The sequence below is a fragment of the Lysobacter sp. HDW10 genome, from assembly GCF_011300685.1.
Taxonomy (GTDB): Bacteria; Pseudomonadota; Gammaproteobacteria; order Xanthomonadales; family Xanthomonadaceae; genus Solilutibacter.
In genome coordinates this window covers 132,176-154,888 of sequence record NZ_CP049864.1, presented here as the reverse complement: position 1 = coordinate 154,888, position 22,713 = coordinate 132,176, and the positions used below count along the sequence as shown (strand labels likewise).

General features: G+C 56.6%; 19 protein-coding genes. 9 read left to right on the top strand and 10 right to left on the bottom strand.

Features of this window, described 5'->3' with window-relative positions; all coding sequences use genetic code 11:
• The 3 genes from murL (at position 1) to G7069_RS00725 (ending at position 3,566) form a co-directional block, all read left to right on the top strand.
• Positions 1-1,350, top strand: coding sequence for a UDP-N-acetyl-alpha-D-muramoyl-L-alanyl-L-glutamate epimerase (gene murL, locus G7069_RS00735; protein ID WP_166297388.1), 1,350 nt, complete (start codon positions 1-3; stop codon positions 1,348-1,350).
• On the top strand, positions 1,337-2,719 hold the full coding sequence (gene murD, locus G7069_RS00730) for a UDP-N-acetylmuramoyl-L-alanine--D-glutamate ligase (protein ID WP_166293347.1): 1,383 nt from the start codon (positions 1,337-1,339) through the stop codon (positions 2,717-2,719). Before murL ends, murD begins: the two co-directional genes overlap by 14 nt.
• Before the next feature lie 124 nt (positions 2,720-2,843).
• Positions 2,844-3,566 (top strand): dienelactone hydrolase family protein, encoded by a 723-nt coding sequence (locus G7069_RS00725; protein WP_166297386.1) that lies wholly within the window; start codon positions 2,844-2,846, stop codon positions 3,564-3,566.
• A 1-nt stretch (position 3,567) separates the two neighbouring features.
• Here the strand turns inward: G7069_RS00725 and G7069_RS00720 are convergent, their stop codons facing one another.
• Positions 3,568-4,554, bottom strand: coding sequence for a polyprenyl synthetase family protein (locus G7069_RS00720; RefSeq protein ID WP_166293346.1), 987 nt, complete (start codon positions 4,552-4,554; stop codon positions 3,568-3,570).
• 157 nt (positions 4,555-4,711) lie between these two features.
• Between G7069_RS00720 and ssb the strand changes: the two genes are divergently transcribed.
• From ssb to G7069_RS00700, 4 genes are all read left to right on the top strand, one after another.
• Positions 4,712-5,209 carry a single-stranded DNA-binding protein gene (ssb, locus tag G7069_RS00715; RefSeq protein WP_166293345.1) on the top strand — a complete coding sequence of 166 codons (498 nt, stop codon included), beginning with the start codon at positions 4,712-4,714 and terminating at the stop codon, positions 5,207-5,209.
• A 112-nt stretch (positions 5,210-5,321) separates the two neighbouring features.
• Positions 5,322-7,307 (top strand): oligopeptide transporter, OPT family, encoded by a 1,986-nt coding sequence (locus G7069_RS00710; RefSeq protein WP_166293344.1) that lies wholly within the window; start codon positions 5,322-5,324, stop codon positions 7,305-7,307.
• A gap of 21 nt (positions 7,308-7,328) precedes the next feature.
• Entirely contained in the window at positions 7,329-9,371 is a 2,043-nt protein-coding gene (locus G7069_RS00705) for a S9 family peptidase (protein ID WP_166293343.1), read from the top strand.
• Positions 9,372-9,376: 5 nt separating this feature from the next.
• Positions 9,377-10,615 (top strand): DUF819 family protein, encoded by a 1,239-nt coding sequence (locus G7069_RS00700; RefSeq protein ID WP_166297384.1) that lies wholly within the window; start codon positions 9,377-9,379, stop codon positions 10,613-10,615.
• A 6-nt stretch (positions 10,616-10,621) separates the two neighbouring features.
• Here G7069_RS00700 and G7069_RS00695 read toward each other — a convergent pair whose 3' ends face one another.
• The 8 genes from G7069_RS00695 to aceB form a co-directional block, all read right to left on the bottom strand.
• The gene (locus tag G7069_RS00695) at positions 10,622-11,623 is read right to left on the bottom strand and encodes a magnesium and cobalt transport protein CorA (RefSeq protein WP_166293342.1); all 1,002 of its coding nucleotides are present in this window, start codon (positions 11,621-11,623) and stop codon (positions 10,622-10,624) included.
• Positions 11,624-11,630: 7 nt separating this feature from the next.
• Positions 11,631-12,761: a DUF4105 domain-containing protein gene (locus tag G7069_RS00690; protein WP_166293341.1), complete on the bottom strand. Its 1,131-nt coding sequence runs from the start codon at positions 12,759-12,761 to the stop codon at positions 11,631-11,633.
• Positions 12,762-12,817: 56 nt separating this feature from the next.
• Positions 12,818-13,672, bottom strand: a complete 855-nt coding sequence (locus G7069_RS00685; RefSeq protein ID WP_166293340.1) for a transporter associated domain-containing protein — start codon at positions 13,670-13,672, stop codon at positions 12,818-12,820.
• Between the two features lie 75 nt (positions 13,673-13,747).
• Positions 13,748-14,227, bottom strand: a complete 480-nt coding sequence (ybeY, locus tag G7069_RS00680; protein WP_166293339.1) for an rRNA maturation RNase YbeY — start codon at positions 14,225-14,227, stop codon at positions 13,748-13,750.
• 60 nt (positions 14,228-14,287) lie between these two features.
• On the bottom strand, positions 14,288-15,142 hold the full coding sequence (locus G7069_RS00675) for a hypothetical protein (protein WP_166293338.1): 855 nt from the start codon (positions 15,140-15,142) through the stop codon (positions 14,288-14,290).
• Between the two features lie 46 nt (positions 15,143-15,188).
• A complete protein-coding gene (locus G7069_RS00670; RefSeq protein ID WP_166293337.1) occupies positions 15,189-16,226 on the bottom strand; it encodes a PhoH family protein in 1,038 nt (345 codons plus the stop codon).
• Between the two features lie 27 nt (positions 16,227-16,253).
• A complete protein-coding gene (gene aceA / locus G7069_RS00665) occupies positions 16,254-17,552 on the bottom strand; it encodes an isocitrate lyase (protein WP_166293336.1) in 1,299 nt (432 codons plus the stop codon).
• Between the two features lie 47 nt (positions 17,553-17,599).
• Positions 17,600-19,201, bottom strand: coding sequence for a malate synthase A (gene aceB, locus G7069_RS00660; RefSeq protein WP_166293335.1), 1,602 nt, complete (start codon positions 19,199-19,201; stop codon positions 17,600-17,602).
• Between the two features lie 118 nt (positions 19,202-19,319).
• On the opposite strand from aceB, the gene G7069_RS00655 reads away from it, so the two are divergent.
• Positions 19,320-20,288: a LysR family transcriptional regulator gene (locus G7069_RS00655; RefSeq protein WP_166293334.1), complete on the top strand. Its 969-nt coding sequence runs from the start codon at positions 19,320-19,322 to the stop codon at positions 20,286-20,288.
• Here the strand turns inward: G7069_RS00655 and miaB are convergent, their stop codons facing one another.
• Entirely contained in the window at positions 20,289-21,668 is a 1,380-nt protein-coding gene (gene miaB, locus G7069_RS00650; protein ID WP_166293333.1) for a tRNA (N6-isopentenyl adenosine(37)-C2)-methylthiotransferase MiaB, read from the bottom strand.
• A 139-nt stretch (positions 21,669-21,807) separates the two neighbouring features.
• On the opposite strand from miaB, the gene G7069_RS00645 reads away from it, so the two are divergent.
• Positions 21,808-22,668 (top strand): lytic transglycosylase domain-containing protein, encoded by an 861-nt coding sequence (locus G7069_RS00645; protein WP_166293332.1) that lies wholly within the window; start codon positions 21,808-21,810, stop codon positions 22,666-22,668.
• Positions 22,669-22,713: the final 45 nt, after the last annotated feature.

Sequence of the window (22,713 nt, the reverse complement as noted above, 5' to 3'; positions counted from 1 at the left end):
ATTTTGGAGTTCGATCGCACCGCCATTGAGCGTTTCCGATTTGTTCGCAACAGTTTTGATCCGTCGACGGGTGAAGCACGCTTGGTGTATGCCTTTGATGACGGCCCGGAAATGACCGAGACGGTTGTCATCCCCGGCGCGCCATTCCGATTGGATGCTACACAGTTGGCGGCTGCTGCTGCTGCGACGAAACTGCTGCATTTGATTGCAGGCGTGAGCTACTACAAGGCGGCCGTGCCGCCGAAGATTGAGATTCAAGACACATCCATCGATGCGAAGCTCGCTGCTTTTCTCGAGTCGGTCTATTTGAATGGCTTGGGCGAGTTCGCCTATCGCAACGGCTTGGATCTGCACGCGCGCATCGTCTTTCCGCACACGCAAGAAGATGCCGCAAACGCGCCGGCCATTCAATTGCAAGAACGCGCCTTGGTCGCGATTGGTGGCGGCAAAGACTCATTGGTGTCCATTGAGGCCTTGCGCGATGCCGGTGTGAATCCGGTCGTGTGTTGGATTGGTGGTTCGCAATTGATTGCCACCTGTGCCGCACGCACAGGATTACCGACTTTGAACATCACGCGTCAGTTGGCGCCTGAGTTGTTCGAGTACAACCGTTTGGGCGCTTGGAATGGGCATATTCCTGTCACCGCCGTGAACTCGGCCATCTTGGTGCTGGCGGCGATTGTCACCGGTTCGAATCAGGTGGTGTTCTCCAACGAACGCTCTGCGAGCTACGGCAGCCTGATTGAAGGCACGGGTGAGGTGAATCACCAATGGTCAAAGGGCTGGGAGTTTGAGAAGGCGTTTGCGGACATCGTGCGCAGTCGCATTGCTGCAGATCTCTCGTACTACTCCTTGTTGCGTCCGCTGTCTGAATTGGCGGTGGCACGTCAATTTGCGCGGACTGAGAAATACGATGCGTGGTTCTCCAGCTGCAATCGCAACTTCCATTTGCTGGGCGAGAAGCCGACGCAACGCTGGTGCGGCATTTGTCCGAAGTGTCACTTTGTGTTTTTGGCGCTGGCACCCTTCATGCCGAAGACGCGCTTGGTCTCGATTTTCGGGCGCAACCTGCTTGACGACGAAGGTCAGACCGAGGGCTACGATGCGCTGCTCGAGTACCGCAATCACAAGCCATTTGAATGTGTGGGTGAGGCAAAAGAATCTCGCGCAGCCATGGCCGCACTCACGCAACGCTCGGAGTGGGATGAAGATGCCTTGGTCGAGCGCTTCGCGCGCGAAATTGCCCCTCAATTGGACGCATCTGAACTATCGATCGAACCGCTGCTGACCTTGGAAGGTGAGCATGGCATTCCCGCACATGTGTGGGAGAAAGTTCGTGCGCATTTTTGAGCTCGAACACCGCCGCGTCGCGATTTGGGGCTTTGGCAAAGAAGGCCAGGCCGTGTATCAAGCGATTCGCGCTGAACTGCCCGAACTTAGATTGACGATTCTGTGCACCGAGGCGGATGCGGAAATTGTCGAATCCATGAATGACCCGCGCGTCGTTTGCACCATCCATGTCGACGAAGAAGTTTTAAGTCACTACGACTACGTTTTGAAGTCGCCGGGCATTTCGCCTTACAAGCCGATGGTTGAAGCGGCAAAAGAACGCGGCACGGTGTTCACCAGCGGCACGGCCTTGTGGTTCGCTGAACACGCGGGCGACAAAACCCTCTGCGTCACGGGTACGAAAGGTAAGAGCACTTCCACGGCATTGCTGGCGCACTTGCTGCGCGCTGCCGGAAAACACGTCGGCTTGGTCGGCAACATCGGCATGCCTTTGGTCGAGATGATGCGCGCACGCGCCGATTACTGGGCCATCGAGCTCTCCAGCTTTCAAACCACAGAGGTCGCTGCGAGTGGGATGCGCCCGCACTTGGCGTTGGTGACGAATGTGATCGCCGAACATTTGGATTGGCATGGCGACGAAGCGACCTATGTGCGCGACAAGCTCGCGCTGTTGACGGCCGCCAAGCCGCACTTCGCGATATTGAACGCGCAAGATGCCAATCTCACGCAGCTGTCGCTCCCGAATAGCGAAGTGCATTGGTTCAACCATCCCGAAGGGTGGCATTTGCGTGACAACCACATCTATCGCGGCGATGAGAAAATCATCGACGTGTCCAAAATGCCGCTGCCTGGTGTGCACAATCGCGGCAATTTGTGCGGCGTGCTGCTGGCATTGGAAGTGCTGGGCTTCGATGCGCGCGAACTCGCATTTTCCGCACTTGCTTTCAAGCCATTGCCGCATCGCCTGCAGTCAATGGGCGCTAAAGACGGCATTGAATATGTCAACGATTCAATCAGCACGACGCCGAATACTGCGCTCGCAGCTCTGGACGTCTATGCGAACAAAAAGGTCGCGATCATTCTCGGTGGACACGATCGTGGTTTGGATTGGTATCCATTTGCTGATGCGCTGGCCACACAGGCGCCGGCGGTGATCATTACCATGGGCGCGAATGGCCCGCGCATCAATGCAATCATTCGTCGCGTGTGCATGGAACAAGGCGTAGTGCTGCAATCGGCGTTGAGTCTTGCGGACGCGGTCGACAAAGCGCGCGCGGCCTTGAACGGGGAAGGCGTGGTCTTGATGTCACCCGGTGCGCCGAGTTTCGGCCTCTATAAGGATTACGTTGAGCGCGGCAAAGACTTCGCGCAGATCGCGGGTTTTGATCCGGAGCGCGTGGGTGAAATTCCCGGACAAGGCGTGCTCTAACCACCCGTTGACGTCACCGGGCGTATGCTCGGCAAATCTCACAAACGGGGCGTGTCGCGTGAAAAAGCCACTGCTGTTGTTAGCTTGCCTGTCGTTCTTCTTCTCAACATATGCTGCAGCCGCGATGAAGACCCAGCCCGTTGAGTGGAAGGTCGATGGCAAAGCCTATTCGGGCTTCATCGTCTATGACGATGCAAGTGCTGAAAAGCGTCCGGGCCTGCTGATGGTGCCCGACTGGTTGGGGATCAATGATGCGTCCATCGCGAAGGCGAAGCAGCAGGCGGGTCGCGACTATGTTGTCTTATTGGTCGACATGTACGGCAAAGGGGTACATCCGAAAAACGATCAGGAAGCACGTGCCGAGATCATGAAGCTGTATCCGAAGCCGCAACTGATGCGTGACCGGATGACAGCCGCACTGACCACCTTCAAAGCGCAAGCCAAATCGGTGCCGCTAGATACAGACAAGATCGGTGCATTCGGTTTTTGCTTCGGTGGCAGCTCGGTACTTGAACTGGCGCGTTCCGGTGCGCCACTGGCAGGCATCGTTTCATTCCATGGCGGTTTGTCCACGCAACTGCCGGCGGCAGCAAACAGCGTGCAGACACCCTTGCTCGTACTCAACGGCGCGAATGACAAGGGCGTGGCTCCCGACATCGTGCCGTTCGAAAAAGAAATGGATAACGCGGGGGCGGATTGGCAGTTCGTCAACTTCAGCGGTGCGGAACATTGCTTCGCTTTGGAAGGCAAGAACTCAGAAGGCTGCAAATACAACGAGCGCGCAGCACGTCGTGCTTACATGATGATGCACGCGTTCTTCAAAGGTCGATTTGCAGCGACGCCGTAGATCAGTGATTGCGTGAGATTGCGTACTGCGCCAAACCGCGCAGTGCCGCAAGCGCTTCATTCTCTTCCAAACCTTGCAGCGCGGCTTCTGCCTCGCGTGCGTAGTTTGTCGCGATGGCTGTTGAATAGGCCAAGCTGTTGCAAGCATGAATTGCTGCAATCATTTCAGGCAATGCGTCCACTTCACCGTTTTGCACGATGGCGCGCAAGCGTGCTCTCGTCGCATCGTCTGAGTGCGCGATGGCATGAATCACGGGCAATGTCGCCTTACCTTCGGCCAAATCATCACCCAGATTTTTGCCTAATGTGTCTGCGTCTGCGGTGTAGTCGAGCACGTCATCTGCAATCTGGAAGGCGTAGCCGAGCTTCATGCCGTACGCGCGCAAGGCACTCTGGGTTGCCTCGTCTTTGTCGGCCAGCATGGCTCCCAACTGCGTGGCCGCGGCAAACAGAATCGCCGTCTTGCGTTCAATCACACGCAAATAGGCCGCTTCGGTTGTGTCCGGGTTGCGCACGTGCAGCAACTGCAAGACTTCACCTTCGGCAATCTTATTGGTGGTGTCTGCCAGCAGCGTTTGCACATCCATGCGCTGGAGCTCGACCATCAGCTGGAAGCTGCGCGAATACAGAAAGTCGCCCACCAAGACGCTGGTCGCATTGCCCCACACCGCATTGGCGGTTTGCCGCCCACGACGCATATCGGATTCGTCGACCACGTCGTCATGGAGGAGGGTAGAGGTATGAATAAACTCCACCACGGCAGCCAATTGGTGCGCGTCGGCACCTTGGTAGCCCACCGCGCGAGCGGCCAAAAGCAAGAGCATCGGACGCAAGCGTTTGCCGCCCGCGCCGATGATGTATTCGGCGACCTGGTTGATCAACACGACATCTGACGCCAAGCGCTTACGAATCAGGGCATCCACCGCGGCCATGTCCGGCGCGGCAAGGGTTTGGATGTCTTTCAAGGCAAGGGCAGCTGGATTCGGCATGATGGGTGGTCAGTGGGGTCGGCACATTATATGGGGGCACCGGAAACCCTACCTGAGTATTGGAGATCGCCTGATAGTCAGCGGACGGCTGATATCATCCAATGGTCTTGCCCAATCACGGGCAATCACACACTAAGACCAAGACAGAAGGATAGAAATGGCTCGCGGAATCAACAAAGTGATCCTGGTCGGCAACTTAGGCAATGACCCCGAAGTGAAGTTCTCACAAGGTGGCATGGCCATTTGCACGATCAGTCTGGCTACGACCACGGTCCGTAAAGACCGCGAAGGCAACAGCCAAGAAAAGACCGAATGGCATCGTGTAAAGCTCTTTGGCAAGCTCGGTGAAATCGCCGGCGAATACCTGAAGAAGGGCCGCACCGTCTACATCGAAGGCCGTATCGAATACGGTTCTTACGATAAGGACGGCCAAAAGCACTACACCACAGACATCATCGCAGACGAAATGCAAATGCTCGGCGGTGGCGGCGGTGCAGGTGAAGGCGGACGTGGCAGCTACGAAGGTGGCGGCAACGATGTCAGCCGCGGCCCACGAAATCAACCGGCGCAGCGCCGTGAGCCGGCCAATGCGCCAGCCCCGGCACAGATCCCGAATGACTTCGGCGGTATGCCCGACGACGATATCCCGTTCTAAGCGATTGCAGTTGCTTGCAACACCACGGGCGCCTAGTGCGCCCGTTTTTGTTTGACTGGACTTAGCGGGTATTTCCCCGTAGTTTCATGGAATCTCTAGTTCCGGGGGTTCAATGAATACGACTGATTCCGCCTCACCACGGCAATTGACCTTCCGTGCGGTCATCCTTTCCATCATTCTTGCGGTCATCTTGTCCGCAGCGAACGCCTATCTCGGCCTGTTCGCCGGCCTGACGATTGCGACCGCGATCCCAGCCGCCGTGGTCTCCATGGGTGTTTTGCGCCTGTTGGGGGGCGGCAGCATTCTTGAAAACAACATCGTGCAAACCGGCGCATCCGCGGGCTCGTCGATTGCTGCGGGTGTGATCTTCACGATTCCCGCGCTCATCATCATGGGTTACTGGCAAGACTTCCGATATTCGTGGGTCTTGGCCATTGCAGGCTTGGGCGGTTTGTTGGGTGTGTTGTTCTCGGTGCCATTGCGTCGCTCGATGATTGTCGACGAGCCGCTGCCATTCCCGGAAGGCAAAGCCGCAGCAGAAGTGCTCAAGGCGGGTGAAAACCCCGGACCCGGCCTGAAGATCCTCGGCATCTCTGCCGCGTTGGGCGCACTGGTAAAGGTCGCCGCCGAAAGTGGCATGAAGTTGATCCCCGACAACGCGGTTGGCAGCGGCTTCATTGGCAAGTATTTGGGCTATACCGGCACCAACTTATCGCCTGCATTGCTCGGCGTCGGCTATATCGTCGGCCTCAATATCGGCATCGTGGTGCTCTCGGGCAGCATCTTGTCGTGGAATATCGCGATTCCGATTTATCACGCGCTGTTCTTGCAAAGTGATCCGGCGATGGCGCAACAAATCGCAGGCGCATCTGCGGCCGACGCAGCCGGCGCCATTTGGTCTGCAAAAATTCGTTACCTCGGTGTCGGCGCGATGTTGATTGGCGGCGTGTGGACGCTGTTCTCGCTGCGCAAGTCATTGTTGTCGGGCGTGAAGAGCGGTATTGCCGCTGCGCGCGCAGAAGGTGGCGCAATCGTCCATCACACCGAACGCGATCTGCCGATGAAGTGGATGCTGATTGCATTGGTGCTGTTTGTATTGCCGCTGCTTCTGCTCTATCAAGCCATCGTTGGCAATTGGGCGGTGAGCGTGCCGATGGCGATCATCATGATTGTTGCCGGCTTCTTGTTTGTCTCTGTGTCGGGCTATCTGGCCGGTTTGGTCGGATCGTCTAACAACCCGGTGTCTGGCATCACGATTGCCACCATTCTGTTCGCGTCTGCGGTCTTGCTGCTGCTGTTGGGTACGTCCGGCAAGATGCCGGTCGGTGCCGGTGGCGCACCTTTGGGTGCCGTTGCAGCCATCATGATCGGTGCCGTGGTGTGCTGTGCGGCAGCCGTTGGCGGTGACAACCTGCAAGATTTGAAAGCAGGCTACATCGTTGGCGCAACACCTTGGAAGCAACAAGTCATGCTGATGATCGGTGCCTTCTCCTGCGCCCTGATCATGGCACCGGTGCTGAACTTGCTTGCAGAGGCCTATGGCATCGGTGCACGTGACGCGGCACATCCGAATGCACTGGCGGCACCACAAGCGACCCTCATGGCTTCAGTGGCCAAGGGTCTGTTTGGCGGCAAGCTGCCGTGGGACATGATCAGCATCGGCGCAGTTGTGGGTGCCGCGATCATTGCCTTCGACGAATGGCTGAAAGCGCGCAAATCAAACTTCCGCGTGCCGGTGTTGGCCGCTGCCATCGGTATCTATTTGCCGATTGAATTGATGGTGCCGATTTTCCTCGGTGGTCTGTTGGCGTATGTCGTCGAGCGCCGCCAAGGCGTCTTGGGTGCAAGCGATGAAGCGCGCGATCGCGTGCATCGTCCGGGCACTTTGTTTGCCGCGGGTTTGATCACCGGCGAAGCGCTGATGGGGATCGCCATTGCGGTTCCGATTGTGATCAGCAAGCGCGCGGATGTGCTCGCATTGCCTGAGGCGTATCACTTCAGCAAATACGTGGGCCTTGCCGTTTTGGCGGCAGTGGCTTGGTTGTTGTATCGCACGGCGACCAAGGAAAAATATGTCGCTGATGCACCGAATGCTTGATATCGAACGAAAGGAATACACATGAAACTTCGAACTGCACTCTTGCCGATGATGATTGCCGCAGCGCTGCCGATGGTGGCGAATGCGCAGCGTGGCTTCACCGTAGAAGATATGGTGAAGTTGGATCGTTACTCGTCGCCGCAACTCGCGGCAAACGGTGATGTGGTGTACGCCAAGCGCGTGATGAATGCAGAAGTCACGCGTGCATCAACCGCGTTGTGGGTGAAGTCGGCAAATGGCAAAGCACGTCAATTGACGCCTGCCGGTTGGAACGTGAACTCACCCAGCGTGTCTGCCGATGGCAAAACCGTTTACTTTATGAGCGGTAAGAACGGCAGCTCGCAGGTCTATTCGATGCCACTCGCAGGCGGCGCGCCCACGCAGGTGACGTCCATGCCGTTGGATGTCGATGCGTACAAGCTGTCGCCGAACAATCGCGCCATTGCGCTCGCGATGGCCACTTTCCCAGACTGTAAGACTGAAGTCCTGAAGTGCACCAAGGATCGTCTGGCAAAGAAGACACCGAGTTCTGGTCAGATCTTTGATCGCATGTTCGTTCGCCACTGGGACACGTGGAATGACGGTCGCTACAACCGCGTCTTTGTCGCACCGGTGGGTGCAAAAGCCACGTCGTCTGCGACCTTGGTCACCGGCGCCATCATGGGCGACATTCCGTCGAAGCCTTTCGGCGACCTGAGCGATTTGGCGTGGTCACCTGACGGCAAACAATTGGCCGTTTCTGTGCGCGCCGGCGATGCGATGGAGCCGACCAGCACCAATTTCGACATCCTGTTGATCAATGCAGATGGCAGTGGTTCACCGCGAAACCTGACGGCCTCGAACAAAGCGTGGGATGCCGGTCCGGTCTTCAGTTCGGACGGCAAAACGCTGTTCTACCGAGCAATGAAACGTCCGGGTTTTGAAGCGGATCGTTTTGCGATGATGTCGATGGATTTGGCTTCCGGCAAATCACGCGAAATTGCCCCGCAATGGGACCGTTCTGCCGACACGATTGTGTTGTCTGAAGACGGCCAGACGATTTACACCACCGCAGGTGATGTGGGCCAGCACCCCTTGTTTACGGTAGACGTCGCGACCGGCAAAGCCACACGCTTGATTGGCGATGGCAGCGTGTCTTCTTTCGATATGCGTGATGGCCACATGGTGTTCTCGCGTAACTCGATGAAGTCTGGCGATCAAATTTTTGTTGCGGGCAAAGATGGCCAATCGTTTGATGCCATTACCCCAAGTGCCACAGAACAAGCCGCGGGCATCCAAATGGGTGCGTACGAGCAGTTCACCTTCAAGGGTTGGAACAACGAAACCGTGCACGGTTACGTCGTCAAACCCTGGAACTATGAAGCCGGCAAGAAATACCCGGTGGCCTTCCTCATTCACGGCGGTCCGCAAGGCAGTTTCGGTGATGGTTGGAGCTATCGTTGGAATCCGCAAACCTATGCAGGCCAAGGCTTTGCTGTCGTGATGGTCGACTTCCACGGTTCAACCGGTTATGGCCAAGCGTTCACCGATGCGATCAGCCAACACTGGGGTGATCGTCCGCTGGAAGATTTGCAAAAAGGGTGGGCTGCAGCGCAAAAGCAATTCGATTTCTTGAATGGCGATCGCGCCTGCGCACTCGGTGCGAGCTATGGCGGTTACATGGTCAACTGGATCGCCGGCAATTGGCAGAAGCCGTGGAAGTGTCTGGTCACCCACGACGGCGTGTTCGACAACCGCATGATGGGTTACGCAACCGAAGAGTTGTGGTTTAGCGAGTGGGAAAACGGCGGCACACCATGGGCCAATCCGAAGGGCTACGAACAGTTCAATCCCGTGAATCACACCGGCAAATGGAAAGTGCCGCAGTTGATCATTCACGGCCAGTTGGACTATCGCATTCCGGTGGAGCAGGGCCTGGGTGCATTCACAGCGCTGCAACGCCAAGGCATCGAATCCAAGTTCCTGTATTTCCCTGACGAAAATCACTGGGTGTTGAAGCCGCAAAACAGCGTCCTTTGGCACCACACAGTGAATGATTGGTTGAAGAAGCACACCGGCAACTAAGGGTGCTGCGCGCTCCGGCATTGATCCAGGACGACATTGTCGTCCTGGGTCTGATTGCGGCCACACTCGGACTCATTTTCTTTGGTGCAAGCCGCACGTCCGGACCTTGGCAGAAGTTCTTCAGCTTCGTGCCACCCTTGCTGCTTTGCTATTTCCTGCCAGGCATTTACAACTCGATCGGGTTGATTGATGGCTCGCAAAGCCAGCTCTACAACCCCGTTGCGAGTCGGGTGTTGTTGCCGGCTGCGCTCGTGCTGTTAACCATGACAGTGGATCTTCGCGCCATCGCGAAACTCGGCCCGAAGCTCTTGCTCATCTATGTCGCGACTTCTGCAAGCATCATGCTGGGCGGTGTTCTTGCATTTTTAATCATGCGCGTCGTGTCTCCCGACACGATGGGTGGCGACACCTGGGCCGGCATGGCGGCGCTCGCCGGAAGTTGGATTGGAGGCGGCGCCAACATGTTGGCGATGAAAGAGGTCTTTCAAGTCGATGCCACGACGTTTGGTCAATTTACGGTGGTCGATGCCGGTGTTGCCTATGTGTGGATGGCCTTGCTGTTGTTTTGGGCGCAGCGTGCCGCATCCATTGATCTCAAGCGCGGTGCCGATACAAGTGCATTGGACGCGTTGCGCGAGAAAGTGGCCGCCTATCAGGCGGCGCATGCACGTATTCCCGCATTGAGTGATTGGATGATTCTGATGGGCATCGCCTTCGGTGCGGTGGGCCTGTCGCATGCAGTGGCCAAGGTGTTAGCGGCTTGGTTGGCCGTGCACACCACTTGGGCGACGCCGATGGGGCTTCATCAGCCTTTTCCTTGGATGGTGGCGTTTTGCACCGTGATCGGTTTGGGATTAAGCATGACCCGCGCACGCGCTTTGGAAGGTGCCGGTGCGTCCACGCTTGGCACTGTATTGCTGTACTTCTTGATTGCATCGATCGGGATGCAAATGGATATCGCCGCGCTGTTTGATAAGCCGCTGCTTTTCGTATTGGGTGCGCTGTGGCTTGCCATTCACGCGCTCTTGCTCTGGCTCGTTGCACGTGCATTGCGCGTGCCGTTCTTCTACTTCGCCATCGGGTCACAAAGTCACATTGGTGGCCCTGCATCCGCGCCTGTTGTGGCGACGGCATTCCATCCTGCTTTGGCACCGGTCGGTGCGTTACTCGGCACTTTGGGTTATGCCACCGGAACCGTTTTGGCCTACGCGCTTGGATTGATGCTCAAGGCATTAGCGACCTGAGCACACTTACAGCCAACGCACCTTCTTCAAGTAGCGATACAGCGATGCGCATGCAACGGCTACAACAACAATCAGCGTTGGATAGGCATAGGGCCCGTCAAGCTCTGGAATGTGCTTGAAGTTCATGCCGTACCAACTGGCGATGAGTGTCGGCACGGCGAGCAAACCGGCCCAGCCCGCCAACTTCTTGACGACTTCGCCTTGATGGATGGTGACCAATGAAAGGTTGGTGCTCATCGCTGCACTGGCTGTTTCGCGCAAGGTGTCGATGATGTCGGCCGTGCGCCCCGCGTGGTCACGAATATCACGGAAATAGGGACGTGCAACATCAGGAATGCTTGGGTTTTCCGAGCGTACGAGTTGCGAAATGATGTCTTGCATAGGCAGTACGGCCATGCGCATCTGCGTCAGTTCTTTACGCAAGGTGTAGAGCCGTTGAATCGTGTCGCGTCGATATTCTTCTTCCGCGAAGATCGACTGCTCGAGTGAATCGAGTTCTTCTTCAAAATCATTGACGATCGGCACGTAGTTATCCACGACAAAATCGAGCACGCCATGCAAAGCGACTGAAGGGCCCATGGCCAAATAGTCGGGCTGTTGTTCTAGCTTGTCGCGTGCGATGGCGAAGGTCTTGGACGCGCCGTGACGTACCGTAATCAGAAAGCGATTGCCGTAGAAAATATGCGTTTCGCCGAATCGGACATGCTCATCGACCAGTTGCGTTGTGTGAACAGCGATAAACAAGGTGGTGCCGAAGGCTTCGATTTTGGGTCGTTGATGCGCCATCAGGGCATCTTCGATGGCCAGATCGTGCAGACAAAACTCTTCTTGCAGCTTTTTCAACAGTGCGGGATCCGGCTCATAGAGCCCAACCCAAACAAAGCTGTCATCGTCGACGGCGAGCACATCACTGATCGCATCGATTGAAATGTTCTCGCTCACACCTTTACGGTAGACACGGCAATTCACGACGACCGGTTCGGTTTTCACTGCAGGGGCATTCGCCATGGAAGACTTATCTGGCAGGTTTGGAATTTAGATAATGCAGTGTTGCGGTGATGGCCACAAGAATTGGCAACATCAAGGCAATCCAATGGCCATTGGGCTGCGGATTGAAAATCCAACGTACAAAGACGGCAAGAACGCCAAGCAGGGTGAGTATCAAGGACAAAGAAAACGCAAACTGCCCCGGCACTTTGCCCTTGTAGATGCGAACGGCTGCCGGCAACAAACAGAGTGCGAGCGGTGAGAACAACAAGATATTCGCGTTCCGCCACATGGCCCAGTGGTCAGTCAACCACCAGCCGAGCACCAAGATGACGCCCAAGAGGGCGCATTTGATCCAAGTGATGCATAGCAGTGCAGACAGGCTTCTAGCGTGCCCCGCACGTGCCAGATAGATCAACAAACCGCCAAACACGCAGCCGAGCAAGCCCAACAGCCAGGTATTCAAACCAAAGGATTTATCCAGATTGTCGAGGCGATGCGGGAGCAGCGTTTCAGTCGCGTGGACCAATGGTTGTCCATTCTCAAGTTTGATGCGATCGAGGCCATCCGCGAGATGTTCGGGCAAGAAGGCATCATCCCAAAACGACAAAGGTTTGCTGGCGGCCGGACCCAAGCCCAAATCAAAGCCCAGCCACATCCATGTTGTCGGCGCAGATAAGCGCAACGATTCACTTCGGTAACTATCGCCGTTTGAGGTGGTGCTCAGTTGCCGTTCGACGAGGCCATCGAGCGCGTCATTCACGGCATCTCGCACACGCGTGGTGCAATTGTCACGGAAGTAATCGTAGCGATAGCGCGCGTTTTCAGGCAGCGCATTGAGTGCCAGCTTATGCGCCAACGTCGTCGCTTGCGCATCGGTGAGTGTGAGCCATTGAATCGTGACGCCGCGGCCTTCCGCACGATAATTGGCCAAATCTTCCTGCAGCGGTAGTGCAGCGAGCATGTACTGCATTCTTCCGCGCATGAAGTTTGGGATAAAGCCCGGCTCTCCCATATCGAAGTAACCGAAGTTGTATGAGGTCGCAGCGCCGGTGGTGTCATCCACGACGACCAGTGCATCGTGACCGAACCGTTCCCAAAAGACTTCGCCGGGCGCCATGGTCATGACGCCGATACGCGGTGCAGCCATGGCGGGCATGCAGACGAGCCAACACACTAGGCATAGCCACGCGCAGTGCCTAAGGACGGAACGCATCAACGTTCGCCGTGCACGCCCAGGTGAAACGCATATACGCGTCGCGCATCTGCATTCACCACACGAAATACGAAGCGACCCATGGTCAATTCTTCACCTGCTTCCGGCAAATGACCGATGGCATCAATGACCAGGCCGCCGATGGTGTCGTAAGCATCTTCGGAGAAATCAGCACCGAAGCGTTCGTTGAAATCTGAAATCGGCGTGAGTGCGTCGACGACGTATTGGCCATCGCTTTGCGCCTGAATATGTGCAGCTTCGTCACTGGCATCATCGTGTTCGTCATCGATGTCGCCGACGATTTGTTCCAGTACGTCTTCAATCGTGAGCACACCGGCCACCCCACCGTATTCGTCAATCACGATGCCCATGTGGTTACGCGACAAACGGAATTCGCGTAACAAGACGTCCAATCGTTTGCTTTCCGGAATCAAGAAGGCGGGGCGCAACAGTTCACGCAATTGTTGACCGGTGCCTTCCACCGTGACACGCAAGAGGTCTTTGGCCAACAAGATGCCGAGAATTTCGTCTTTGTCATCCCCGTGCACGGGCAGTCGCGAATGTCCCGACTCAATCACCAGCTTCAACACTTCTTCGAGCGGCGAGTCGACTTGCACCATCGACATCTGGGCGCGCGGAATCATGACATCGCCGACGGTCAGCTCGGAAATGGCGATGGCGCCTTCGAGCATGCGCAAGGTGTCGGTACCGATGAGTCCATCGGCGCTGGCATCGCGCAGGAATTCGAGGACATCGCCTCGCGTGGTGGGTTCGCCGGAAAGTGCGGCGCCGATTCGTTCAAGCCAACTCCTATGTTCGGGTTGGCTTTGGCTACTGTCTGGTTCTTCGGTCATTAGGGGGCGCAAAGTGATAACGCTTTGAATGACGGCCAGTTTAACTGAGCCAGCCTACGACTTCGTGACGGGGCTTCACTCGGCGTAGGGGTCGTCCAAGCCCAGTTCGGCCAGAATCTCGCGCTCCAGCTGTTCCATCGCCAAGGCATCCGCCTCGAGCTCATGGTCCCAGCCCAGTAAATGCAGGCTGCCGTGTACGGTCATGTGGGCGTAATGCGCCGACAGCGTTTTGCCTTGTTCCAGCGCCTCACGCGCAATGACGGGTGCACACAGGACCAAATCACCCAACAACGGGAAGCGCGCGGATTTCGGCAGGCCTGGCGGTCGCTCTGCGGGAAAACTCAGCACGTTTGTGGCGTAGTTCTTGCCGCGGAAATGTGCGTTTAGATGCTGCCCTTCGGGCGCATCCACAATTCGAATGGCCAAGTCGGCATCTTTAATGCGGCCATCCAGCGCTGCGTGCACCCAACGACGAAAGCTTTGCGCCGCAGGTATGCCTTTGCGCGGCAACGCATACGCCACGGAAACTTCGAGTGTCACAGGGCCCTGAGTCATGTCCGAATTCTATTCGACTTCGCACGCGTTCTACTGAACGGGTGCCATCAGAATGACGCGTTAGCGCCAATCACCGGGCTTGAACTCGATCTTGTCAATCGTATGGGTACGCGCTTCTTTGGTCACGGTTTCAGGCGCGATTGTCGCGCTACACCGCTCGTTCTCAAATCGAAAGGTTTGCACGCTGATTTCGACGGCCATTTGCTCGGGCGTATCACCTTCGTTCAAGTCAATGTTCTTTTCTGCACAACTGCCTGCATTGAGGGCGCCCGCCGAGCTGACCATCAGTCGTGCAGCAGCGTCTGCGAGCTTTTCAAATTCGACATCGGTGGATTCGGCGTAAAGCGTAGAAATGCGTACCTTGAAGAAATTCAGGTTCTTGTAGAACAAGTACCCGAACGAGCGAATGCGCGTGTCGTCTTGAAGCCGGATCGTGAGTTTGATCTTGCGCCCTTCGATGGCTTCGCTCGCAAGCGCATCCAGAATGGCATTGTCTAAAGCATTCGCGCTTTTCTTGGGGGGTTCGGCCAATTCGTCCAGCGTAAAACTCGTAATCGACTCGATCTCGGCCAGCTTATACGTGCCGCGCTTTTGTGCATCCGGAAAAGAAGAGACGAACTCCTTCATGCCTTCTTCGATGGCGTCCTTCTGCAGATACCGGCCGGCTGGGTAGATGAAGAGATTCATCGTGGCGCCGGGTACGCTTGCACTCCTGTAGCTCGCATTGACGCCTGAGAATCGATGCTCGGGATCATACGATGTCTTTTCAAGCCTTAGATGCTCGATCTGCTTGGGCGCCAACACATACGTGTGCTCGATGAACATGGCTTTTGGCTTGTCCGAAGCGTGCGCTACACCGCAAAAAACAGTCGCCACCGCAGCGGCCATGACAAAACGATTGACCAGAGTTTGCATTGCTGTCCTCCCCCGAGTTTTCAGCAGTCTAACGGATGCCCACGCCTTACAGTGCACTCCCGAGACCGGTCTCCGGCGAGGATGGATTACGACGTGCGTGCTCATCCTCCAATCGTGCGTCGCGCTTGTCATAGGCAGTGACGATCCGTGCCACCAAGGGGTGGCGTACGACGTCTCGTGCTTGGAAGAAGGTGAAGCTCACACCATCGACGTCGCGCAGCACCTCGATCGCGTCTTTGAGTCCGGATTTGACCTGCTTTGGCAGATCGATCTGTGTCATGTCGCCGGTGATCACCGCAGTGCTGCCATAGCCGAGTCGCGTCAAGAACATTTTCATTTGTTCAATGGTGGTGTTTTGCGCTTCGTCCAAAATCACAAATGCATCATTGAGCGTTCGCCCACGCATGTACGCGAGTGGCGCAATTTCAATCACCGATTTCTCAAGGAGCTTCACGACTTTTTCAGCACCGAGCATTTCATACAGCGCGTCATACAGCGGACGCAGATAGGGGTCAACCTTCTGGGTCAAATCACCGGGTAAGAAGCCGAGTTTTTCACCTGCTTCAACGGCAGGGCGGACCAAGATCACGCGTTGTACGCGCGATTCATTCAATGCCTCCACCGCCATGGCAACCGCAAGAAATGTCTTGCCGGTGCCCGCGGGGCCGATGCCGAAATTGATGTCATGGGTGGCGATCGCGTGGAGGTACTTCTTTTGGTTGTCACCCCGGCCGCGAATGCTGCCCTTCTTCACTCTGACGGCAACTTCTTGTGGCACGTAGTCTTGGGTACGTGCGGGTGCTGCGACTTCGTCGCGCGCGAAATGCGCCAAGCGGGTATTCAAACCTTGCGGGTCTAGGGTTTCAGTCGCCGTTTCCGCAAACAGGTCTCGCAAGAGGCGTTCTGCATCTGCAAGCGTGGTCGTGTCGTCACCTCGCACACTGAAGACATTGCCGCGATTGGCAATTTCAATCCCCATGCGCAATTCGATTTGGCGTAGGTGGGCGTCGAACGGCCCGGCCAAATTGGCCAGGCGTTCGGCGTCTGCAGGTTCCAGACTGAAGTCGCGTTGATGTTGTGTCATGGCGATAGGGTACTACCGCCCGCGTCATCAGGCCGCTTGTGCCTCCCGCTGGAATTGCTCTTCTTCAGTGGATCCTTTCAATGCGACTGTCGAAGAATGCTTGCCTTGAATGGTCTGGGTCACGGCATCGAAATAGCCCGTGCCGACTTCGCGCTGATGTTTGACTGCCGTGAAGCCGTGTTCGGCCGCTGCAAATTCTGCTTCTTGAAGCTCGACAAAGGCGCTCATTTGACGCTCAGCATAACCACGCGCCAAGTTGAACATGCCGTAATTCAAGCTATGGAAACCGGCCAAGGTGATGAACTGGAACTTGTAGCCATAGCGCGCGATTTCCTTTTGGAATTTGGCGATGGTGTCGTCATCCAGATTCTTCTTCCAATTGAAGCTGGGAGAGCAGTTGTAGGCCAAGAGTTTGCCCGGGTACTTCGCATGAATAGCTTCGGCAAACTTACGTGCGAATTCCAGATCCGGCTTGCCGGTTTCGCACCACACCAAATCTGCATAAGGTGCGTACGCAAGCCCGCGGCTGATGGCTTGGTCAAGGCCTTTGTCGGTCTTGTAGAAGCCCTCAACTGTGCGTTCACCGGTGCAGAACGGCTTGTCATTGTCATCTACATCACTGGTTAGCAAATCTGCGGCTTCCGCATCCGTGCGTGCCACGATCAAAGTCGGCACACCCATCACGTCGGCAGCCAAGCGTGCGGCCGTCAACTTTTCGATCGCTTCGCGTGTCGGCACCAACACCTTGCCGCCCATGTGACCGCACTTCTTCACCGATGCCAATTGGTCTTCGAAATGCACGCCTGCGGCACCGGCTTCGATCATGGCTTTCATCAATTCGTAGGCGTTCAAAACACCGCCGAAACCTGCTTCTGCATCTGCCACGATCGGTTGCAAGTAATCGATGCTGTTGTCACCTTCGGCATGCGTCAGTTGATCTGCACGCAGCAAGGTGTTGTTGATGCGCTTCACCACTTGCGGCACGGAGTTCGCTGGGTAAAGCGATTGGTCCGGATACATCTCGCCCGCCAGGTTGGCATCGGCAGCGACTTGCCAGCCAGAGAGGTAAATTGCTTTCAAACCGGCTTTCACTTGTTGCATCGCTTGGTTGCCCGTCAACGCACCCAACGCATTGACGAAATCTGACGCGTGCAGCGAACGCCAAAGCTTGTCCGCGCCAAGACGTGCGATGGAATGTTCAACGTGCACGGTGCCGCGCAGTCTGACGACGTCTGCGGCGCTGTAATCACGGCGCACACCGGCCCAGCGCGGATTCGTATCCCAATCTTTCTGTAGTGCTTCTGCATTTGGCAAGGTGTTCGTCATGGCGGTTTCCTTTGGTTTGAGGGTGTGGGTGTTTGCGGGTGTGAGGGTCAATCGAGGTATTCGTAGGCCGGCACGGTCAGGAAGTCGGCCAAGGTGCTTGCGTGGGTGAGTTCAAGTAGCAGCGCGATGGCTTGATCGATGAATTCGGCACCAATCGCATTGCCGGCAACCAAGCGAGAAGGCAGGCCAATCAAGGCGCATTCCAACAAGTCGAAGTCGATGGCGCGGCCATCGTCTAACTGTAGGCCGCCGTGATGAATCCATTGCCACAACTGCGCACGGGCAATTTCGGCGGTCGCAGCGTCTTCCATCAAATGGTGGATCGGTACGCAGCCATTGCCAGACAGCCACGCAGCAAGGTATCGAATGCACACCTCGACATTGCCGTCGAATCCGGCGCGCGTAATGGTGCCGAGGCTCGGCTTTAGCAACTCACTTGCGCCGACATTGACGTCATCGCGCAATACGTCGAGCTGGTTGTCTGCAGACGTGGTTTCGGCGAACGCCTGTTGTGCAATTGATATGAGGCCCGGATGTGCAACCCAAGTGCCGTCATGGCCGGCGCGCGCTTCGCGCAATTTGTCGTCGCGTACTTTTGCCATGGCGCCGGCATTGGCGGCCGGGTCATCATTGATCGGCACCTGTGCGGCCATGCCGCCCATCGCAAATGCGCCGCGGCGATGACACGTCTTGATCAAGAGTTCGGAGTAGGCCTTCAAGAAGGGCTGCACCATCGTGACTTGACCGCGCTCAGGCAAGATGCGGTCGCGATGCATGCGCAGCGTTTTGATGTACGAAAAGATGTAATCCCAACGTCCGCAGTTGAGGCCGACGATGCGATGGCGCAAGGCGTGCAGTATTTCGTCCATTTCGAACGCTGCAGGCAGCGTTTCAATCAAGACCGTCACTTTCATCGTGCCGTGCGGCAAGCCAAGGGCGGACTCGGCGAATGCCATCACGGATTCCCAAAGCGCAGCTTCTTCCATTGACTGCAGTTTTGGCAGGTAGAAGTAGGGGCCGCGGTCTTTGTTCGCCAAGGCGTGTGCGTTGTGATGCACAAACACCCCGAAGTCGAACAAGGCCGCAGACATGGCGTCTGCAGCGAAACGCACATGCTTCTCTTCCAGGTGCCAGCCTCGCGGACGCACTATCAAGACGGCGCGATCTGCTTCCGGCACCAATTGGTATGACTTGCCGTTGACGCCGCGAAAGGCGAGGGTGCCGTTGACGGCGTCGCGCAAGGCGCGTTGACCTTCGATCAAGCGCGCCCAAGCCGGCGACGTGCTGTCTTCGAAATCGGCCATGAAGCAGTCGGCGCCTGAGTTCAAGGCGTTGATGACCATTTTCGGATCGACGGGGCCGGTGATTTCCACTTGGCGTCTACGCAGCGCTTCAGGAATGGGCGCGACACGCCAATCGGACATGCGGATCTGACGGGTGTCCGGACGGAAGTTCGGCAGGGCGCCGGCGTCGAACTGGGCCTGGCGCTTTTGGCGCTGCGCCATCAGGGTTCTACGCGAAGTGTCGAAGGCGTGGTGCAGCGAGGCCAAGAAGACCAGGGTGCTGTCGTCCAGCACGCCGTCTTGGTCGGGCAGGGTTTGGGTCAAGCGGGGCGGCAGGGCGGCCGAGTTTTGAAGCTGAGCTGACATGGTTCTGGCGGAGGGCGCAGCGAACTGCTGCAAACCCACCATCCGGCTGCGAATAGTATTTTGCAATGCAAAGTTGTCAATGCTTTATATTAAAAAAACAAATACATGAGACAGCCGCATGGCAAAGCGTCCCGAGATCGCGCCCCGCTTTTCCTATAAAGGCAGCCGCCTTAAACCGCTGAAGGCGTTTTGTCAGGTGGCGCGTCTGGGCTCGATGTCGCGCGCGGGTGAGGCGCTGTTTTTGAGCCAGCCGGCGGTGAGTTTGCAGATTCAGGCATTGGAGCGAGAGTTCGGCGCGGTGCTGTTTCATCGACGCGGTCGTCGGCTGGAATTGACCCATGAAGGCCAACTGCTATTCGATCAAGTCGCACCGCTGGTCGAAGGGTTCGATGCGCTGCATACGAACTTCCAAAACGCATTGCAAGGCAGCGACGCGGGCGAGCTGCACATTGCAGCAGGCACGTCGACGATCTTGCATTTGCTGCCGCCGATCGTGTCTGCATTCAAGCAAGCCAACCCGACAGTGCGATTGAGTTTGCACAACGTCACTGGCGCAGGTGGACTCGAATTGCTGCGCGCAGACAAGGTCGATTTGGCGGTAGGGTCCATGCTCGACGTGCCCAATGACATTCGTTACGAACCTGCGTACACGTTCGAGCCCACTTTGATCATGCCAGTCGGTCACCCATTGGCAGAACTGCCCGAAATCACCCTGTCTGATTTGTCCCCACACGGTTTGATCTTGCCGCCGCAGCGACTCACAACCTACCGATTCGTAGACCTGGTGTTCCAACGTGCGCGCGTGCCCTATAGCGTGGCTTTGGAAGTGGGCGGTTGGGAAATCATCAAGCAGTATGTCGCGATGGGACAAGGCATCAGTATCGTGACTTCGATTTGCCTGACACCTCAAGACCGCGAGCGTTTGGTGACGCGATCTTTGGCGACGTATTTTCCGTCGCGTACCTATGGTGTCGTCTTGCGCAAAGGCAAATACTTATCGCCGCAAGCACGCGCGTTTGTCGACTTGATCAAGCCCGATGCTTTGCGTGCGCGCGATTATTATCACGCGGGTCATTCGGAACGTTGATTACGCGGTGACGACGCGGCCGCGCAGTGAGTTCGTCAATGCATCTGTAATTTCAACATCAACGAAACCGCCTATTAAACGCGGGTTTCCAGCGAAATTTACTTGACGCATGTTTTCGGTCTTGCCTGTCAGCTCGTTCGCATCTTTGCGTGACACACCCGTGACGAGGATGCGTTGAATGCTGCCAACCATTGACTTGGAAATCTCGAACGAGTGCGCATTGATATGCGATTGCAAGCGCGACAAGCGCGCGTGCTTCACTTCTTCAGTCACATCATCTTGCAAGTCAGCCGCAGGTGTGCCCGGGCGACGCGAATAGATGAAGCTGTAGCTTTGATCGAAGCCAACGTCTTCAATCAGTTTCATGGTCTTTTCAAAATCCGCATCGCTCTCGCCCGGGAAGCCGACAATGAAATCTGACGAAATCGAAATGTCAGGGCGCACTGCGCGCAACTTGCGAATCTTTTGTTTGAATTCAAGACTGGTGTAGCCGCGCTTCATTGCAGCCAAGACGCGATCGCTCCCCGACTGCACGGGTAGGTGCAAATAATTCGCGAGCGCCGGCACATCGCGATATGCGTCGATCAAACTGTCGCTGAATTCAAGCGGATGCGACGTGGTGAAGCGAATGCGATCAACGCCGTCAATTTCAGCGATCGTACGAATCAAGACCGCAAGATCGGCCACTTGCCCCGCGTCGTCCATCGGCCCGCGATAGGCATTGACGTTTTGTCCCAGCAAATTGATTTCACGCACGCCTTGTTCGGCCAACTGCACGACTTCGACCAAGACGTCTTCAAAGGGACGGCTGACTTCTTCACCGCGGGTGTAAGGCACCACGCAGAACGAACAATATTTGGAACAGCCTTCCATGATCGACACGAAGGCGGTGGGTCCATCTGCGCGCGGTTCGGGCAGCGCATCAAACTTTTCGATTTCGGGGAAGCTGATATCCACTTGCGCTTGGCCCGATTCGCGACGTGCGCGCAACATCTCAGGCAAGCGATGCAAGGTTTGTGGTCCGAACACCAGATCGACAAAGGGTGCGCGCTTCACAATGCCGGCGCCTTCCTGCGAGGCCACGCAGCCACCGACGCCGATCATCACCGGCTTGCCACCCTTCTTGAATTCCTTCCAGCGCCCCAGCTGGCTGAACACCTTTTCCTGCGCCTTTTCTCGAATGGAACAGGTATTGACCAGGATGACATCCGCCTCGGCGATGTCTTGGGTGAGCTCCAAACCCTCGTGCTTTGCCAGAACGTCGGCCATTTTCGCCGAATCGTACTCGTTCATCTGGCAACCGTGGGTTTCGATAAAGACTTTGCCGCGCACGTTTGCAGGCACGTCTTCTGTCGGAAGGAGGGTGTGTTCAATAGACATGTGTGATCTCCGGGGGCGCGGCGGTGATTCCGGGCCGGGGGCGCAAGTATACGCAAGGCGCTAGCGGCTGTGTCGCATTCAGGTCTGCCATGTAAATCAATGGCTTGCAATTTGTTAATTTTGCGTGGAGACTTCGCGAATGGGAATCAGGATCCGTCTTGCAGCCGTGCTAGTGCTGGCGCTTTGCACTTTGCGTGCCGAAGCTGCGGATTTATATCGCTGCACCGCCGGGGGCACGATTACCTACACTTCGAGCAAAATTCGAGGTCAATCCTGCAAGGCGGTCACCAATATCCGGACGCCGAAGGGCCATAAAGTGCGTCCGGCGGTCACCAGTTCGCCTGCGGAGCTGACCACCAGCACGCCCGCGCTGACGCCTGCACCCGCGCCCGTATCGTCAAACCGCAACGCTACGAGCCCACGTCGCGTCAGCGGCCAGGTGTACTCCTATATGAAGAACGGCACGCGCTACGTCACGAGCGTGCCGCCGGCGGGCATGCGGGCAGGCTCGGTCCGCACGATCAACTACAGCTTCATGGAATCCTGCTTCGCCTGTGACGTGAAGTCGACGGTGAACTTCCGCACCTTGCGACTCAATACCAATGCCTATGCGGCCGAGATCGCCGAAGCTTCGCGTCTCTATGGCGTCGAAGAATCGATCATTCGCGCCATCATTCATGCCGAATCCGCCTATAACCCGCGGGCGCTGTCACGCGTCGGCGCACAAGGCTTGATGCAGTTGATGCCGGCCACGGCACGCCGCTTCGGTGTGTCGAATGCCTTTGATCCGGGTTCGAACATCAAGGGTGGCGTGCAATACCTCGCTTGGCTGTTGAAGCGCTTCAAAGGTGACTTGTCCTTGATGGCGGCAGGCTATAACGCAGGTGAAGGCGCTGTCGGTAAGTACGGCGGCGTGCCCCCGTATGCCGAAACACGCGTCTACGTACAACGCGTCAAAATGCTTGCGGAGCGTTACCGCAGCATGCCGCGACAGGACTAAAAACGCCCGTTCCGCAGCGGGCCGTCCAGATTCGCCCATTCAATA